General features: G+C 37.9%; 16 protein-coding genes and 1 riboswitch. Of the genes, 9 read left to right on the forward strand and 7 right to left on the reverse strand.

Annotation, left to right across the window (positions count from 1 at the left end; all coding sequences use genetic code 11):
- Nucleotides 1-2: 2 nt before the first annotated feature.
- The gene (locus IV81_RS03515) at nucleotides 3-1,451 is read left to right on the forward strand and encodes a sensor histidine kinase (RefSeq protein ID WP_057802347.1); all 1,449 of its coding nucleotides are present in this window, start codon (nucleotides 3-5) and stop codon (nucleotides 1,449-1,451) included.
- A 29-nt stretch (nucleotides 1,452-1,480) separates the two neighbouring features.
- Here IV81_RS03515 and fba read toward each other — a convergent pair whose 3' ends face one another.
- Nucleotides 1,481-2,344 carry a class II fructose-1,6-bisphosphate aldolase gene (gene fba / locus IV81_RS03520; protein ID WP_057802349.1) on the reverse strand — a complete coding sequence of 288 codons (864 nt, stop codon included), beginning with the start codon at nucleotides 2,342-2,344 and terminating at the stop codon, nucleotides 1,481-1,483.
- 336 nt (nucleotides 2,345-2,680) lie between these two features.
- On the opposite strand from fba, the gene IV81_RS03525 reads away from it, so the two are divergent.
- Complete coding sequence (locus IV81_RS03525; protein ID WP_057802351.1) at nucleotides 2,681-3,550, forward strand: GRP family sugar transporter; 870 nt, start codon at nucleotides 2,681-2,683, stop codon at nucleotides 3,548-3,550.
- 150 nt (nucleotides 3,551-3,700) lie between these two features.
- On the opposite strand, the gene IV81_RS03530 is transcribed toward IV81_RS03525, so the two are convergent.
- A complete protein-coding gene (locus IV81_RS03530; protein ID WP_057802353.1) occupies nucleotides 3,701-4,066 on the reverse strand; it encodes a DUF805 domain-containing protein in 366 nt (121 codons plus the stop codon).
- A 215-nt stretch (nucleotides 4,067-4,281) separates the two neighbouring features.
- On the opposite strand from IV81_RS03530, the gene IV81_RS03535 reads away from it, so the two are divergent.
- From IV81_RS03535 to IV81_RS03545, 3 genes are all read left to right on the forward strand, one after another.
- Entirely contained in the window at nucleotides 4,282-5,634 is a 1,353-nt protein-coding gene (locus IV81_RS03535) for a glucose-6-phosphate isomerase (protein ID WP_057802355.1), read from the forward strand.
- Between the two features lie 176 nt (nucleotides 5,635-5,810).
- The gene (locus IV81_RS03540; protein WP_057802357.1) at nucleotides 5,811-6,407 is read left to right on the forward strand and encodes a TetR/AcrR family transcriptional regulator; all 597 of its coding nucleotides are present in this window, start codon (nucleotides 5,811-5,813) and stop codon (nucleotides 6,405-6,407) included.
- A gap of 6 nt (nucleotides 6,408-6,413) precedes the next feature.
- Nucleotides 6,414-7,892, forward strand: a complete 1,479-nt coding sequence (locus IV81_RS03545; protein WP_057802359.1) for an MFS transporter — start codon at nucleotides 6,414-6,416, stop codon at nucleotides 7,890-7,892.
- A 161-nt stretch (nucleotides 7,893-8,053) separates the two neighbouring features.
- Here the strand turns inward: IV81_RS03545 and thiW are convergent, their stop codons facing one another.
- The 5 genes from thiW to IV81_RS03570 form a co-directional block, all read right to left on the reverse strand.
- Nucleotides 8,054-8,557, reverse strand: coding sequence for an energy coupling factor transporter S component ThiW (gene thiW, locus IV81_RS03550; RefSeq protein WP_057802361.1), 504 nt, complete (start codon nucleotides 8,555-8,557; stop codon nucleotides 8,054-8,056).
- Nucleotides 8,558-8,579: 22 nt separating this feature from the next.
- Nucleotides 8,580-9,239, reverse strand: coding sequence for an energy-coupling factor transporter transmembrane component T (locus IV81_RS03555; protein WP_236696821.1), 660 nt, complete (start codon nucleotides 9,237-9,239; stop codon nucleotides 8,580-8,582).
- Nucleotides 9,220-10,653, reverse strand: coding sequence for an ATP-binding cassette domain-containing protein (locus IV81_RS03560; RefSeq protein ID WP_057802365.1), 1,434 nt, complete (start codon nucleotides 10,651-10,653; stop codon nucleotides 9,220-9,222). The genes IV81_RS03555 and IV81_RS03560 overlap by 20 nt, the downstream gene beginning before the upstream one ends.
- A gap of 9 nt (nucleotides 10,654-10,662) precedes the next feature.
- Complete coding sequence (locus IV81_RS03565) at nucleotides 10,663-11,238, reverse strand: ECF transporter S component (protein ID WP_057802367.1); 576 nt, start codon at nucleotides 11,236-11,238, stop codon at nucleotides 10,663-10,665.
- Nucleotides 11,239-11,327: 89 nt separating this feature from the next.
- Nucleotides 11,328-11,417, reverse strand: a riboswitch (TPP riboswitch).
- A gap of 141 nt (nucleotides 11,418-11,558) precedes the next feature.
- Nucleotides 11,559-11,942, reverse strand: coding sequence for a pyridoxamine 5'-phosphate oxidase family protein (locus tag IV81_RS03570; RefSeq protein WP_057802369.1), 384 nt, complete (start codon nucleotides 11,940-11,942; stop codon nucleotides 11,559-11,561).
- Nucleotides 11,943-12,209: 267 nt separating this feature from the next.
- Here IV81_RS03570 and spxB point away from each other — a divergent pair, with 267 nt between their 5' ends.
- The 4 genes from spxB (at nucleotide 12,210) to IV81_RS03590 (ending at nucleotide 17,128) form a co-directional block, all read left to right on the forward strand.
- The gene (spxB, locus tag IV81_RS03575) at nucleotides 12,210-14,036 is read left to right on the forward strand and encodes a pyruvate oxidase (RefSeq protein WP_083484675.1); all 1,827 of its coding nucleotides are present in this window, start codon (nucleotides 12,210-12,212) and stop codon (nucleotides 14,034-14,036) included.
- A gap of 149 nt (nucleotides 14,037-14,185) precedes the next feature.
- Entirely contained in the window at nucleotides 14,186-15,121 is a 936-nt protein-coding gene (locus IV81_RS03580) for an FAD:protein FMN transferase (RefSeq protein ID WP_057802371.1), read from the forward strand.
- A 46-nt stretch (nucleotides 15,122-15,167) separates the two neighbouring features.
- A complete protein-coding gene (locus tag IV81_RS03585; RefSeq protein ID WP_057802373.1) occupies nucleotides 15,168-15,800 on the forward strand; it encodes an NADPH-dependent FMN reductase in 633 nt (210 codons plus the stop codon).
- Entirely contained in the window at nucleotides 15,797-17,128 is a 1,332-nt protein-coding gene (locus tag IV81_RS03590; RefSeq protein WP_057802374.1) for an NADPH-dependent oxidoreductase, read from the forward strand. The genes IV81_RS03585 and IV81_RS03590 overlap by 4 nt, the downstream gene beginning before the upstream one ends.
- Nucleotides 17,129-17,250: the final 122 nt, after the last annotated feature.

The following is a 17,250-nucleotide window of genomic DNA, read 5'->3' on the forward strand; positions in this document are numbered from 1 at the left end:
GCATGAAGTTATTTTTTCAACAAATGATGGCATTTTTGATCGTAACTTTATCAACACTTTTAATCATTGGTTTAGTGTTTATTCAATTTACAACAGATTCTGTTTATCGTAATAAGTGGCATTCTTTGCAGGAATATGCCGATAGTATTTTTCAACAATCGGTCGTATTAGAAAACGAGTCGGCCGATGTCAAGGAAGTTCAAGTTAATCAATTGCAGGGAATTGAAAAGTTGCTCGAAAATCAGCATATTCACTTTACTATCTATACGATGGACGGCAATACAGTGAGTTACCCGACTAGAAATACTTCTCCGAAAATTAGCAAGAAGCAATGGGAAAGCTTGCAAAAGGGAGAGACTCTGAAGTTACGATCGAATGTTACCTTACAAGATAACAAGCGAAGCATAACGATGACTGAAATGTATAAGCCTTATTTTAACCGCGAGGGGGAACTGGTTTGTGTAGTTTCCGTGGGATCACCGTTATCAAATGTTCAAGCTGATATTCAAAAAGTGCAGAAAAATCTGTTGATGACTTTTGGTTTTGCAATTTTTGTGGCAATCATCGCTTCATATTTCTTATCAAGATACTTAGTTCAACGAATTCAGAAGATTCGAGAAGCAGCACATAAAGTTACAGAAGGAGACTTTAACGTCAAACTTGCCCCAGGACGTAATGACGAAATTGGTGAGCTAAGTGCGGATTTCAATATCATGACGGCTTCATTGAAAGAGTCCAACGATGAAATCAAACGTCAAGAGGAACGACGAAGAGCGTTTATGGCCGATGCCGCGCACGAAATGCGAACACCCCTAACAACTATTAATGGAATTCTAGAAGGTTTGGAATACGATGCGATTCCAGAAGAGGACAAGGAAGAAAGCGTTCATTTAATGCAACGCGAAACAAAACGACTAATTCGACTGGTTAATGATAACCTTGACTTCGAACGGATTCGGACAAATAAAATCAGTTTAAATCGTCATCAGATTAACTTGAAGCAGGTCGCCCAAAGAATTGCAAAGCAACTTGGGAAAAAAGCCCGTTTGGAAAATGATGTGATCAAGGTTGATATGGGAAATGATGTAATGATATATGCAGATACTGATCGATTAGTTCAAATTTTGTTTAATATAATTCAAAATGGAATTCAGTTCACTCAGAATGGGCACATTGTCATTCGCGGACAAAACGTTAGTGATGGGACCGATATCCAAATTAGTGACGATGGAATCGGAATGACGGCAGATCAAGTTAAGAATATCTGGGAACGGTATTATAAGGCTGATTCTTCCCGAATTCAAACTAAGGGTGAATCTGGGTTAGGGATGTCCATCGTTCACGAGCTCGTCCAGGTCCATGGTGGAAAAATTGATGTTGTTAGTAGTCCTGAAAAAGGTACAACGTTTAAATTGCATTTTCCTAAGCAAACAAAAAAACTTGACGGTTAAACCGCCAAGTTTTTTTATTTTGATTCATATTACCACATTGATGGTGTGTTGAACCATTCGATACGTTCTTTAACAGTGTTCTTGATAGCTTCTGTACCTGAAGCAAGAACTTTACGAGGGTCAAATCCCTTAGTTTTTTTGTCGTTGTCTGCTTCGTAATATTTACGAACAGCGTCTGACCAAGCAATTTGTTGTTCTGTGTTAACGTTAACTTTAGAAATACCCATTGAAATTGCTTTAACAATTTGTTCCTTAGGAATTCCTGATCCACCATGAAGTACAAGAGGTGTCTTGATAACGTCAGCAAGTTCTTGTAAACGGTCGAAGTTTAAACCTGTCCAGTTTTCAGGGTAAACACCATGGATGTTACCAATACCAACAGCAAGGTAGTCAACACCTGTAGCTGCAAGTGTTTTAGCTTCTTCAACATCAGCTAATTCACCAGCACCAACGATGCCGTCTTCTTCACCACCAATTGAGCCAACTTCAGCTTCAACTGATACGCCTTGAGCATGTGCCAAAGCAACAATTTCTTTTGTCTTAACAAGGTTGTCTTCAAAATCAAGGTCATGACCATCAAACATAACTGAACTGTATCCAGCAGCGATAGCTTCCTTAGCAGCTTCGTAGTTACCATGGTCTAAATGCATGATAACTGGAACTGTGATACCCATTGATTCAACTTGTTTTTCAACCATGTTCTTAACAGCTTTGTAACCACCCATGTACTTAGCAGCACCCATTGATGATTGAATCAAAATTGGTGTGTGTGTTTCTTGACCTGCGGCTAAGATTGCACGAGTCCATTCAAGGTTGTTTGTGTTGAAAGCACCTACAGCGTAATGGCCCTTACGAGCAGCTGCAAATGTATCTGTACCATTAATAAATGACATAAAACTGGTTCCTCCCAATATTGTTTATACAAAACAAAGAGCTTTTTCTCTTCGCAACACATATATTCTATCACAAAATAAAACTTTTTAATACGAGTTTTCAGAAACATCTTGACAAAGAAATAAATACCGAAAAAAATGGTGTGGTCCAATTTTTTATTTATAATAATGAAAGCGCTACATAACAACGTTTTCACGTTTTCTTTATCCATGAAACTAAATGTATACCACTTTAATTTAGAAAATAAAAGTTGGAATTCGCTTTCATAACTGGTAAAATGATACTTTGTCTAATGAGAGAGACAGATATTTCTAATTGATACAGGAGAATTGAATATGAGTATTTTAATCGCTTTAGTTCCCGCAATTATGTGGGGAAGTATTGGGTTGGTGAGCGGACGTTTAGGCGGAAGCGCGTCACAACAAACGCTCGGAATGACAATGGGTGCCGTCGTTTTTGCACTGATAACGTTGGTGCTCTACCAACCTGTTTTAAATGGTAAGATTTGGATTGCGGGATTAATTTCAGGATTATTTTGGGCAGTTGGACAATTTAATCAGTTTAGTTCCATGAAACATATTGGTGTTTCAAAAACGGTTCCAATTTCTACGGGACTACAATTAGCCGGAAATGCCTTGGCTGGTGTATTAATCTGGCATGAATGGACTTCTGGCAATATGATCATGGTCGGAACACTTGCTGTAATTACTTTAATTGTCGGAGCGGCGTTCACATCATTGAAAGATAAGAGCGACAAAACCGTTGAAAAAGACGATGAAAATATGTCTGCCGGGATTCGTTCATTAATTATTTCAACAATTGGATATATTGGTTATACGGTGGTCGTTCGGTTTGCCGATGTTGATGCAAAGGCGATTATTTTTCCTCAAGCCATTGGAATGCTAATTGGTGCGTTAATTTTCGTATTGATTGCAAAAGAGCAAAAGGAAATTGCTAAGAAACCAACATTTCTTAACATTATTACTGGACTAATTTGGGGAACTGGTAATATCTTCATGTTCCTTGCAATCCCATCAGTTGGACTTGCAATTAGTTACTCACTTGCTCAGGCCGGAATCGTTATTTCAACGTTTGGCTCAATTTGGTTACTCGGAGAACGGAAGACTCATCGCGAAATGCAATACGTGGTGATTGGTTCAATTTTAATTATCGTTGGTTCAACACTGTTAGCTACATTAAAGTAAACGCCGTGTTTTCCAAATTTCTGAGAAGCGAGATACTCTTCGAAAGTTTGTATAAATAATTACACAAAAAAATAAGTCACGACGAAAACAACTTTGTCGTGACTTATTTTTTATGTCCAAGATGGAAAATATAATTAACATTGAATTCGTTTATGCCCAGCGATTAGCTTTCGTTGGGAGGAGCATTAAAATAACGAACCAGATCGTACCAATTATCGGAATAATTTGAATTAAAATCCACCATCCAGAGCGGTCGGTATCATGGAGACGTCTAATTGCAAGAGTTAAGTTTGCAATCCAAGCGATTGCCATGATAATGTTTTTAGCCGAAACCGTGAAAAAGTCACCATAATTATAAATTTCATTGATTGGATGCCCGGTAATGGCCTGAATAATTGCAACAATAATTACAGCTAAAAGGTAGTTAACGATGGTAGGAACCCAGTAGTCTTGGCGTCCAGAAGATTCATTAACCACGAAAATTTTTTCCCAAAAACGATTATAACTTTCAATCATACCAATTCTCCTTTCTTCACGGAAGTTTAACTTCTCATGTACGAAGTATACTAAAATGTTTGAAAGAAAGCATGTTACAAGCCTTATAAATCACATATTTTCTATGAAAGAAGAATAATTTTTAACACAATTAAATTTTAATCGTTCAGACTCGACCAAATTAATTTTTTTATTGTATAATGATAAGGAATTCAAAATAAAAGGGGTAGTTATTAATGGCACATATTTCATTTGATAGTTCAAGCGTTACAGAATTTGTACATGAAAACGAACTTTCAGAGATTCAACCACTTGTTACAGCTGCTGACAAGATTTTGCGTGACGGCACTGGAGCTGGTAATGATTTCCGTGGATGGATAGATTTACCATCCAACTATGATAAGGACGAATTTGCCCGTATCAAGAAAGCCGCTGAAAAGATTCGCAATGACTCAGAAGTATTTGTTGCCATCGGAATTGGTGGATCATACTTGGGTGCTCGTGCAGCCATTGACTTCTTAAACAACACCTTCTACAACCTTCTTACTAAAGAACAACGTAATGGTGCACCTCAAGTGATTTTTGCAGGAAACTCAATTAGCTCAACCTATCTTGCAGATGTTTTAAACTTAATTGGCGACCGTGATTTTTCAATTAATGTTATTTCTAAGTCAGGAACAACAACGGAACCTGCAATTGCATTCCGCGTTCTTAAAGAAAAGTTAATTAAGAAATATGGCGAAGAAGAAGCTAAAAAGCGCATCTACGCCACGACCGATCGCGCAAAGGGTGCTCTAAAGACAGAAGCCGATGCCGAAAGCTATGAAGAATTTGTTGTTCCAGATGACATTGGGGGACGTTTCTCAGTTCTTTCAGCGGTTGGTTTATTACCAATTGCCGTTGCTGGCGGAGACATTGACCAATTGATGAAGGGTGCTGAAGATGCCAGTCATGAGTATACCGATGCCGATGTGACTAAGAATGACGCATACAAATATGCTGCATTACGTAACATCCTTTACCGTAAGGGATATACAACGGAACTTCTTGAAAATTACGAACCAACGCTTCAATATTTTGGCGAATGGTGGAAACAATTGATGGGTGAATCAGAAGGTAAGGACCAAAAGGGAATCTATCCTTCATCAGCTAACTTCTCAACTGATCTCCATTCATTAGGTCAATATATCCAAGAAGGTCGCCGTAATTTGATGGAAACAGTTGTTAACATCGAAAAACCTAACCATGATCTTGACATTCCTAAGGCCGACGAAGACTTAGATGGTTTACGTTATCTTGAAGGTCGAACAATGGACGAAGTTAATAAAAAAGCCTACCAAGGTGTAACATTGGCACATAACGATGGTGGAGTACCAGTTATGACCGTTAATATCCCTGACCAAACAGCATACACGTTAGGTTACATGATTTACTTCTTCGAAGCTGCTGTTTCAGTATCAGGTTACCTAAATGGAATTAATCCATTTAATCAACCCGGAGTAGAAGCTTACAAGGCTAACATGTTTGCATTACTAGGTAAGCCAGGCTACGAAGACAAGACTGAAGAATTAAATAACCGTCTAAAATAAAGCTTTAAATGTTCTAATCAAAGCTAACTGACGCTTTTATACCCCAGAAGTTAATTTCTAGTTTAACTTCTGGGGTATTTTTGTGACTAAAAAAGAAAAAAGTCATAAATTGGTGACAAAATGTCACTAATTTGTTACGATTGATTTGACAAAGTGTCACCAAAAGGAGGAATCTCATGCCAAGTAAAACTTTTTTTAACTTACCAACTGAAAAACGTCAACGAGTTGATATGTTATTACTAAATAATTTTTATGACACCCATATTAGTGAGGTAACGGTATCTCAAATATTAGGTGGAACAGGGATATCACGAACCTCATTTTATAAATACTTCGATAGCTTGGAGGATGCTTATACTTACATGATTCAAAAGTTTTTCTCTAAAATTCATAATGATATTTTGGATTTTATTGTTAAAAATAAAAATGATTTTTTTAAGGGAATTATTGAATATCTGAATTATTGTGGGCAACTCAGCCATGAAGATATGTATTTTAAAGGGATTTTATTGTTAATTAACGGTCAAGACGCTTCAATTTATAAACATGCGGAAAAACCAGAAGATCTGTCCTATATCGATCTTTGGATGGGTTTATTAAAGGACAGCAAAATTAATATTAGTGATAAGAGGGAAGCATTAAGCTTTATGTATTTTATTATGGACATTGTAATCGAGACGTTGAAAATCTTTATTGTAAATAATTGGACGCAAGAACAGTTGGTTCAGGAATTTGAATATCGAACAAAATGGCTTACAAAAGGAATCGGGTAGCTGGCGATGAAGAAAGAAAATAAAAATTTTGCTCTCGTATTATTTATTTTGGGAGTATTTATAACGGCTTTGGATAACGGCATTATATCGAGTGCTCTATCAACGATTAATTACTCTTTTAATGTGTCAGAGGTCCATGGGATATGGGGGATTACGCTTTATACCTTAGGAATGGCGATTTCTACGCCAATTATTGGTAAATTAGCGGATCGATATGGCAGAAAGAAGCTTTTCATATTTGAAATTTCACTATTTGCAATTGGCTCATTGTTGGTTGCACTTAGCCCGTCGTTTTTGTTTTTCCTTTTAGCGCGTTTGATTCAATCAATCGGCGGTGGAGGAATATACATAATTGCTTCCAGTCATGTTCTATCAACCTATGATCGCGTCCAGCAGGGAAAATTGTTAGGCGCGATGGGAGCGGTTAATGGGATTGCGTCGGTTGTTGGTCCTAATTTAGGTGCGATTATTTTAAAATTAACGGGTCACTGGAACTGGTTGTTTATAATTAACATCCCAATTGCAATCTTCGTTATTATTGCTGGAGGAATGGTCATCCCTGAAACAAAGGGCGGGGACTTAAAGAAATTAGATTATAGGGGATTAACGTTGCTGACGCTGGGAATTTTTAGCTTTATGGCGGGAATTACCAATCTTAGAAGTGAACGTTTCCTTCAGAGTATCTCGGGTATTCAAGTTTGGGGAGCCTTCATGCTTGGAATAATATTTTTTGCGCTTTTCGCGGTAAATGAAAGAAGGATTCGCGACGATACAGACCCATTTTTGCCTTATCAATTAATCAAAAATCAGGGATTTCTATTAACGATCTTTATGGGATTATTATCGGGCACGTTGATTGCTGTGTTCGTTTTGATACCAAGTTTTGTTGAACAACGGTATGGTATTTCGGCGAATACATCAGGAATTTGGATGAGTGGTATTGGTGTTGGATCAATCCTTGGAGCGATTATTGGTGGGATCATGGTGTCCAAACGAGGTGCGGTTAATTCACTGGTTATCTCAGGTGGTTTATCTACGATTGGATTTGGATTACTAGCGTATCTAAGCAATAATTTAGCATTATTTTTAGTGTTTTCAACGTTGGCCGGCATAGGATTTGGAATGTTAATGGGTGCTCCCTTCCAAGTATTAATGAAAAAAATTGCGGGGACAAAGGACAGTACTGTTGCGTTGGGGACATTATCGGTTAGTCGCCAAGTCGGACTAACACTTGCACCTACCTTATACGCGACCCTTATCCAGGGAGGGTTTTCCAAACTTAATTTGGCTAAACTAAACGCTAGCAATGTCGAAGAATATTACCAAAAAATACTTAGCATGGGGAAGGGTGTTCAAAGAGAGCAATTATTGAATAACTTCTATGAAATTGCTAAGGGAGCTTACCAACAGATGTTTACCATGGCAGTAATTGCGTCAGTCCTAATTCTGGTTGGAAGCCTGATTTTAAAAAAGAAACAATTTTAATTTAAAATAAAAAAGGTTGTAGCTAAGTGATGAGATATAATCATATATCTCGTTTTCTTGCCGCAACCCTTTTTATTAAAATATCCAATTGTAAATAGCAACAATTATTTTGCTAAATAAATCAAAAACTTTATCAGTATGATACTTTTAAGTGCTTATTTTTATTTGAAAAGATTTTTAATTTCGATGAATCGCCTTTGTTTTAAAAGAATCATGGAAATGAAAGTTCCCGCGAATCCGCCGATTAAAGTTGCAAATAAGAACCTCGGTGTGTAGATAAACCAATACATACCATTTCCGGAACCCGTAAATAAAATCATGACGGGGTAACTTAATAGCGATCCAATGATCCCAGTTCCAATAATTTCTCCAACCCATGACATCCGAACTTTCTTAGTGAATCGATACAAAAGGGATGCTAAAACGCCACCAAAAACGGCGCCAGTTAGTGCCAATGGAGGGATTCCAAAGATAAGCATGCGGATGCACCCTGTCATCATGGTGATGATTAATGCGTATAGTGGGTCAACCAATACACCAATAATAACGTTCATAACGCTCGACATGGGAGCTAATCCTTCAATTCTAAATAGTGGAGAGACAACAACATCTGTGGCAACTAACAGTGCCGAGACCGTCAATCGTAATAGATTATTGTGTTTCATAATTATTTTCCTCGTATGAATTTTATGGGAGCTTTTTTAAAACGATAAATTGAAATACGCCAAAAATGGTGATAAATAGCACCCAGTTCCAAGCTGGAATACGTTGTTTTCGGTAGTGAGTTCGGACGTTATTTTCAGCATAACCATGTGATTGCATAGCACGTGATAAGTTATCCGACCAACGTAAAGAAAGTAAAATCGCCTTAAAGAAGATCTGTGGTGACCAAACATGTAAGACTTCGCCGCGCATTAAAGCGGCGGTCTTGATTTGTAACATTGAATTACGCACGCGAGGAGCGAAATTAAAAGCGCCTAAAGTTCCATAAACAAACTTGGACGGCACATGCCAGTTTTGCTCTAACGAACTTAATAGGTCGTTAATACTTGTTGTGAAGGAAAAGATACCGCCTAAAATGATATAAGCATAAATTCGACTTGATAGCAGCCAAGCGCTATGAATAAAATCACCTGTTCCGTTAACGTAGAAAGAAGACCATGTACTAGCAACGGGAATAATCGGAATAATGATTAATAGTAATAATTTTTGAAGTTTAACTTTTTTTACCAATAGATATGACATTCCTAAAACAATAACTAAAATGTTTACAACAATGCTTTGAACAAACGCTAATTCAAAACTTATAAGCAAAACTAGGAGTAATTTAATCGAAGAGTCCATCATCCAACCTCTCTGAAAAATATAAGTTTTTATCTTTTAATTCCAAGTGATAATTAAAGAAATTTTTAGTTCCAACCAGTTGGTGGCTGATCATAATCAGAGATTGTTTTTGAAGCTCGCAAACCTTTTTTATCATGTCCAACACCTGGATAACAGATTCAATGTCCAATCCTGCCAGAGGTTCATCCATTAAAACTAACGGATTACCAAGCATCAACATCTCAAGGATTTGGAGTTTTTTTTTTTGTCCCCCTGACAGTTGATAAACGATATGGTTTTCAAAACCAATTAAATTTAAAAGACTTAGATTCTTAGTAATAAACTCTGGTGACCATATTTCTGAAAAGCGAGCATGTTTTAAACTAAGTTCAATTTCTTCACTAACCGTCATTTTTAAAAATTGGATTTGAGCGTCTTGAAAGATCAAACTGACTTCTTTTGAAAGTTTAGTAGTTTTATATTTTTGAACTTCCTTGTTTTTATACGTCAGTACTCCTTTATACGGATGGAGATGACTGATGGCGTTAAAAAGGGTGGACTTTCCGGTTCCGTTATCACCGGTCAACAGAATTCGATAGCCCGTGGGAATCTCCAACTGAATTTGATCCAACAGAACTTTTGAACCTGCATCTAGGCTAAAGTCGGCGAAGTGAAGAACGCCAGGTTGATTTTCCGCCGGAATTTGGAAATGAAATTCGTCTTTGTCAGATTGAAAATAAGCTAAAGTTTTTTCTGGGTGGGGTAGTGCCGCAATTTGATGATGATAAAGATGAAAAATATTATCATAAACATGGTCATACCCAGACAAATCATGATCAGCGATTAAGATCGTTTTTCCGTCCTGAATCTGTAACTCTTTAAGAAGAAGAATCAATTCTTTTCTAGAGGAGGAGTCAACATTGGCGAATGGTTCATCTAAAATGATAAAATTGCTGTCCATTGCCAGGGTTATGGCAAGAGATATTTTTTGTAATTCACCCCCGGACAGACCATCGATATCTCGATTTCGAAAATCAAGCATTTTCACGCGTTCTAAGGCTGACCGAATTGAAGAGTCAATTTTACTGGGTAGCATACCGATGTTTTCAAGTGTAAAAACGAATTCATCTTCAACGCTACTCATGGAGAATTGCTCTCTTGGATTTTGAAATAGCAGGGCCACTTCCTGGACGAATTGTTTTGGTGTCCATGTCTCGATGCTTTGACCGTTAATTAAAATGGTGCCACTTCCTAAATTTGGGAGATTAGTGCGCACTAATCCCGTGATGATTTGCATTAAAGTTGACTTTCCCGAACCAGATGAACCGAATAAAAGGTTAAAAGTATTATTCTTAATTGTTAAATTTAAGTTATCTAAGACTGGATCAGAATCTTTTGTATAACTAAATGTAAGGTCATTAATAGCTAATTTATCCATGTTGCTCCCTTAACTGCGGCGTATGATACCCGATTTTTCGATAAGTTGATTGATCCAATACACCAATACACCATCAAAAAAGCTAATGGAAACTAATCGGGCGATAAACAAAAGTATTAAGAAACTGAAATTATATTTTGCATAACCCTCGTTAAAATAGCTCCAAATAAAAGTGACAATAGTACCGGTTATACAAGACAGAAAAAGGTTGAATTTTCCAAATCTTTTGTATCCAGTCAAAGTAAAGCCAAGTTCAGTTCCAATTCCTTGCGTCAAACCAGAGATGATGGCCCCTGCACCAAATTGTCCGCCGAGTACCATTTCAACGAAACCACCGAGAGTTTCCGCCAATACGCTAGAACCAATTTTCTTAGTCAGCATAATTCCAAGTGGTCCGGCAATCATCCATAATCCAAGCAATAGATCATTTGCCACGGGGCCCAAACCAATGGTGGTTAAGGCCGCGGTCAAAAAATTGTATGAGATATTTGTTGTGAAAAAAATCACTCCACAAAAAATACCAATTAGAGCAATAAACGCGATATCACGGATCGAATAGGCGATGTTAGCTTTTTTATCGATCATCATAATTCCCCCTTAAAAAATTTTGTGCTGTCTTAAAAATAAAGGGGGGAAAAGAAAAAACCGACTAATTGCACGCAAATAGCCGGTTTTTTTATTATCCAGAATCTCCCTACACTAATACTAATTAGATCAGGTTCAATGGGTATAATCTCAGCCAAAAGGCACCCCAGCATTTATTATTAAGTTTTAACAGCACCCAAAGATTATCATTTTTGATTGATCATGTAAAGCATTTAAAAACATATTGGCCGTGCAATGATCGAATTCGGTAGAAAAAGTTAGAAAAAAGTCTTGTGATTTTTTTATTTTTTTAGACCAATTTAGAGTAATTGAATCGCAACGTCAGGAGTAATCTCAAGAACTTTACGTAAGAAATTGTATTTTTCCTTCACTAAATCGAAGTCGGAACCCTCAGTCAGTAGTTGGGCAGTACCCTCAATGCGGAATCCAGTACCCTGATAGCCGTTACGGCCTTCTACAGCACGAGCGCCAACGGACATTAAAATTTTATGGTTCGATTCCAGATCCTTTTCTAAATGAGTCATTCCCGCTGCAGGGGCTAAAATACGACCGTCATCGGTAATAGTTAAATATGAATTCCAGGTGTTCGTGAGATGTGGTTCTTCTTGTGTCCATGTAACAAAGGCTGTTGCCCCTTCGTCGGATATTACGTCATAAAACTTTTCTGGTAGTTGAATTGACATGATACATCCTCCTTTAATTAAAACCGGTATAACTATAACACCATTTAATATGTGAATCTAATCACTATTTAACATTGGTTCGATTTTTGTTTGAATGTTATGTTGTTTTTGTTAGTAAGTTATAGTACTATAACAGTGTTGGTAGCGCTTACAAAGCTAAAACGACATCATTAATGGGTTTCTAAGAAATTTATTATAATGCTATTTATAATTCAAGCTTTGCATGCTGCCGTAATAGTTTTATATCGAGGAAGGAGCTATTTAAATATGGCAGAAAAAATTAGCGGATCAGATGCAGCTTTAAAAGTTATTGAGGAGTGGGGAGTAGACCATATTTATGGTTATCCTGGGGGATCTTTTGATTCAACGATGAATGCTCTTTATAATCAAAGCAATAAACTCAAATTTATCCAAGTTCGTCACGAAGAAGCCGGTGCTCTTGCAGCGTCAGCCGAAGCAAAACTAACTGGTAAAATTGCGGTAACATTTGGATCGGCTGGACCTGGTGCAGTTCATTTGATGAATGGACTTTATGATGCACGTCAAGATCACGTTCCAGTTTTAGCAATTGTTGCCCAAGTTCCATCAACAAAAATGAATGCAGATAATTTCCAAGCAATTGACGAGGAACCGATTTTTGATGACGTTTCGGTTTGGAATAGAACAGTTTCATCAGCACAAAGTGTACCAGCGGTTGTTGATGAAGCAATTCGTCAAGCTTATAAACACAATGGCGTTGCCGTTGTTACAATTCCAAAGGATTTTGGTTGGGCAATGATCGATGATACATTTGTTTCCAATGCTAAAAATCATGTCGATCCAATTTATCCAGCACCACGTGCAGAAAGTATTGAAAAGGCTGTTGAGCTAATTAAGAGTGCAAAAGCACCAATAATTTACTTTGGGATTGGTGCAAAACGTGCTGCTAAGGAACTTCAAGCAGTTTCTGAAAAATACAAGATGCCACTCGTTTCATCCGTTTTGGCGAAGGGAATCTTGGAAGAAAAATACCCTGCATACTTAGGCTCTGCGGGTCGTGTTGCGCCGAAACCAGGTGCTGAAATTGGTTTTGCAACTGATTTAATTTTATGGGTTGGGAATGATTCACCATTTAGTCGTTTCTTATTTAATCCAAACGCCAAGGTAATTCAAATCGATATTGACAATGAAAAGATTGGAAAACGGCATGTGATTGATGTTCCGCTACTTGCTGATGCAAAAGAAGCTTTAGCTGCAATTGCTGCTAAGGGTGAGGAATTATCACCAACTCCATTCTATAATGCCGCACTGGAAGATAAGAAAAACTGGAATGAGTGGCAAGATAGCTTCAAGAACAGCGAAGAAGTACCACTTCGTCCAGAACCAATTTTTGATGTTCTAAATAAGACGGCCAGCGACCAAGCGGTGTTTGCTGTAGATGTTGGTAATGTAAACATTAATTTCGAACGCTTATTGGATATTCGTGCTGATCAAAAATGGACCACATCTGGACAATATGCAACGATGGGCTACGGACTACCTGCATCGATTGCTGCTAAAATCGCATTTCCACACCGTGATGTATATAGTTTGAGCGGTGACGGTGGTTTTGCAATGTTGATGGAAGAAATTTTGACTCAAGTGAAGTATCAATTGCACGTTGTTAACATTGTGTTTAGTAATGAAACATTAGGATTTATTGAGGCAGAACAACGTGATGATACCCATCAACCACTTTCTGGAGTTGATCTTCCAGACACAGACTGGGCTACTACTGCAAAGGGCATGGGTGCTGAAGGATTTACTGTAAGAACGTTGCAGGAAATGAAGGATGCAATCAAGGCCGCTGCTGAAACAAGCAAACCAGTAGTTATCGATGTTAAGTTGACACATGAAATGCCACTTACAACGGAGCATATGTTCCTAGATCCTGCTGTTTATCCACAAGATCAAATTGATGAATATGTTGCAAAATATCAAGCACAAGACTTGAAACCATTTAGTTACTTCTTAGCACAAGCTGGTGGTGAGCAAGCAAAATCTAATGTCGTTGAAGAAAAACCCGAAGCTGTTGAATCAACTGATGTAGTTAGTGGTGCTTCACAACATGTTTAAATAAACAAGAATAATCCATATTCTTGACAATTGAGCAGTCTTCGTCCACGTAATATGGAGCGAAGACTGTTTTTTTAAAACACTAAATGAAATCGGTTTCGTGGTGGGGTATAATGTAGTCATATAGAAAATTATGGGAGACGAATGTCATGGAACTTATTAATAAACAATATCGGGCGTTAGGAACCATAATTAGTCTATCAGTCGCACCACCAGCAACTGAAAGTGTTTTAGATCAAGCTGACCGGTTGATTGACACTTTTGAGGATCATTTAACCGTTAATCGTTCTCAATCTGAAGTAATGTCAATCAATCATCAGGCGGGAATTAAGCCAGTAGTTGTTTCGAAATTAACATATGACTTAATTAAAACCGCTGTAACCATTAGCCGGAAGCATTTAGGTTTTAATGTTGCGATTGGTCCACTTGTTAAACTTTGGAAGATCGGTTTTAAAGGAGCAAACAAACCATCCGACGAGGCAATTCAAGAGCGTTTAAAATTAATCAATCCTGAAGCTATCCGAGTTGATGATGAGCAGCATAGTGTGTATTTGGAACATAAGGGGATGGAACTTGATTTAGGCGGAATTGCCAAGGGTTTTATTGCTGATGAGGTAAAAAAGCTGTGGGTTAATCAAGGTGTTCGTACTGGAATTATTGATTTAGGTGGCAATATTTTGCTAGTCGGACCGAGTTTACATGAAGATGCCAAGTGGAATATTGGTGTGCAAAACCCAATAAAGGAACGCCATATCCCACTTGGTGTGTTACATATCAAAGCTAAGTCGATCGGTACCTCGGGAATCTATGAACGAAAGTTAATTCTAAATGGTAAAGAATACCACCACATGTTTGATTCGAAGACTGGCTATCCGATTGCGAATAATTTGGCTAGCGTAACTATTGTCAGTGACCGTTCAATCGACGGCGAAATTTGGTCAACAATTGCATTCTATCAAGGAATTGAAAAGGGAAGACAGCTAATTGAGGATCAAGATGGAATTGAAGCTGTGTTTGTAACGCGTGATCTAAAGGTAGAAGTTACTAGTGGTTTGATAAATTTATTTAGTGGGGTGGATGACTAATACGGAGTTTGGTAGTGTTGTTAAAAAATGAAGAGAGGGTTGCTTTATGAAAAAATTTATTGCAATTGTTGGAACTAACGCGAAAAAATCGACTAATCGAACATTATTACAGTATATGAAAAAACGTTATGCCGCGAGCGCAGAAATTGAAATTGTTGAAGTTGCGGGCTTGCCATTGTTTAAGAAGACGAAGGAGATGCTTGTACCTCAGTATGCAAAAGAAATTGCACAAAAGATTGATGTAGCTGATGGTGTAATAATTGGAACACCCGAATATGATCATTCCATTCCGGCGATTTTGTCGAGTGCACTGGCGTGGCTATCATATGGAATGCACCCACTTTTAGATAAACCGGTGATGATTACCGGAGCATCTTATGGTGCTTTAGGTGCTTCACGTGCACAGGCTCAGTTAAGGCAGATCTTGGACTCTCCAGAAATTAAGGCGCGTATTATGCCAAGTTCCGAATTTTTACTCGGAAATTCACTAAAAGCGTTTGATGAAGATGGTAACTTAAACGATCAAGAACAGAGCGAACAACTAGATGGCTTATTTAAGGATTTCCTGCTGTTTACGGATATTTCCAATCAGTTAAATCATGCAAATGTAACAAACGAAAAGGAAATGAATAATTTTTCGTGGGATGAAGGTTCAAGTAGACGGGAGGAAGAAAAATGAGATTAGTTGCAATAGCAGGCTCAATTGGTGAACAATCATATAACAGAATGTTGCTGCAGTTTATGGCTGATTATTATAAAGATTTGGTCCAGATTGATTTAGTAGATATTGACGATGTTCCGGTTTTTAACGAGGATGATGATTTAAGCAACAGTGAAGCAGTACAAAAGGTTTATCAAAAAGTTTTTGGAGCGGATGGAGTCATTTTAGCAACTCCTGAACATAACCACACGGTTCCGGCGGCGATGAAAAATGTGATTGAATGGCTCTCCTATAAGCTACATCCACTCGATGGTAAACCAGTTTGGGTTGTGGGGGCTTCATACTTCAATCAGGGATCTTCAAGAGCACAACTGCACTTGAAGCAGATTCTTGAATCGCCTGGTGTAAACGCAATTGTTATGCCAGGCAACGAGTTCTTGCTACGTAATGCTAAAGAAGCGTTTGATGATAACGGACAATTGAAGGATGAGGGAACCGTTAAGTTTCTTGATAGTATAATTCAAAAATTTATTAAATTCGTGAAGGTGATTGATATGCTCGATGCTCCAGATCCAAAAACATATAAAGATGAAGATTTAGAATCAAAGGGGAAGGTTAACACAACCATTGAAGGTGTTGATATGAATGATGAGCACTGGGTTGAAAAAGCCGCTGAAAAGGTCCACGCTGTTGAAGGTGGAACCTATGTTAAGCTTGACCGTGGGTTATTGACGGTTGATCAGTTAAATTACTTCTTAAAGACAATGCCAGTAGAATTGACATTCGCTGATGATAACAACCAATTTATTTACTACAATAAGAGTCTCCCAACCGAAAAAATGTTAGCACCAAGACGTCCAGGACAAGCAGGTGATCCACTTGGATCAGTTCATCCAGGTCGTGCCGTAGACCACGTTAAGCAGGTTATTCACGCTTTACGGACTGGTGAAAGTGACCTAGTATCTATGCCCGTTCCGGGAAATGGACCGGATCGTCATATTATGCACTATTATAAAGCAATGCATGACGAAAATGGACGTTATCGTGGTGTAAACGAATGGGTTGTAGATATTATGCCTATTATTAAATACTATTTAGCCGTAACAGGTAAAAAATTAGTTGACGATCCAACGGCGACACCGATTTCACCAATTACAGGAGTTGACGTAACATCTGGGGCATCAGCAAAAGCTCCAGAAACGGATGCAACTAGTGGTGCATCTGAAGAACCTCAGTCAGAGCCCAAACAACCTGAAGTAGACACAACAAGTGGTGCTTCAGAAGAGCCTAAACCAGAACCTAAAAAGCCCGAAGTTGATGCAACCAGCGGCGCTTCAGAAAATTAGTCAAGCGGTACGGTAGATAAATTAAAATCTCAATTAGGTGAGCTTACGTTCATCCGATTGAGATTTTTTAATATAGTGATTGGTAATACAAAAAAGTTGCTAAAATAATATCTTAATGATAT

Source organism: Pediococcus stilesii, from assembly GCF_001437075.1.
Lineage (GTDB): Bacteria > Bacillota > Bacilli > Lactobacillales > Lactobacillaceae > Pediococcus > Pediococcus stilesii.

Coding starts and splice junctions, on each gene's coding strand:
- IV81_RS03565 (WP_057802367.1), bottom strand. CDS start 11,238: ATGATCGATAAAAAAGCTAACATCGCCTATTCGATCCGTGATATCGCG.
- IV81_RS03580 (WP_057802371.1), top strand. CDS start 14,186: ATGGAACTTATTAATAAACAATATCGGGCGTTAGGAACCATAATTAGT.
- IV81_RS03515 (WP_057802347.1), top strand. CDS start 3: ATGAAGTTATTTTTTCAACAAATGATGGCATTTTTGATCGTAACTTTA.
- IV81_RS03540 (WP_057802357.1), top strand. CDS start 5,811: ATGCCAAGTAAAACTTTTTTTAACTTACCAACTGAAAAACGTCAACGA.
- IV81_RS03545 (WP_057802359.1), top strand. CDS start 6,414: ATGAAGAAAGAAAATAAAAATTTTGCTCTCGTATTATTTATTTTGGGA.
- IV81_RS03585 (WP_057802373.1), top strand. CDS start 15,168: ATGAAAAAATTTATTGCAATTGTTGGAACTAACGCGAAAAAATCGACT.
- spxB (WP_083484675.1), top strand. CDS start 12,210: ATGGCAGAAAAAATTAGCGGATCAGATGCAGCTTTAAAAGTTATTGAG.
- IV81_RS03570 (WP_057802369.1), bottom strand. CDS start 11,942: ATGTCAATTCAACTACCAGAAAAGTTTTATGACGTAATATCCGACGAA.
- IV81_RS03555 (WP_236696821.1), bottom strand. CDS start 9,239: ATGATGGACTCTTCGATTAAATTACTCCTAGTTTTGCTTATAAGTTTT.
- IV81_RS03535 (WP_057802355.1), top strand. CDS start 4,282: ATGGCACATATTTCATTTGATAGTTCAAGCGTTACAGAATTTGTACAT.
- IV81_RS03525 (WP_057802351.1), top strand. CDS start 2,681: ATGAGTATTTTAATCGCTTTAGTTCCCGCAATTATGTGGGGAAGTATT.
- thiW (WP_057802361.1), bottom strand. CDS start 8,557: ATGAAACACAATAATCTATTACGATTGACGGTCTCGGCACTGTTAGTT.
- fba (WP_057802349.1), bottom strand. CDS start 2,344: ATGTCATTTATTAATGGTACAGATACATTTGCAGCTGCTCGTAAGGGC.
- IV81_RS03530 (WP_057802353.1), bottom strand. CDS start 4,066: ATGATTGAAAGTTATAATCGTTTTTGGGAAAAAATTTTCGTGGTTAAT.
- IV81_RS03560 (WP_057802365.1), bottom strand. CDS start 10,653: ATGGATAAATTAGCTATTAATGACCTTACATTTAGTTATACAAAAGAT.
- IV81_RS03590 (WP_057802374.1), top strand. CDS start 15,797: ATGAGATTAGTTGCAATAGCAGGCTCAATTGGTGAACAATCATATAAC.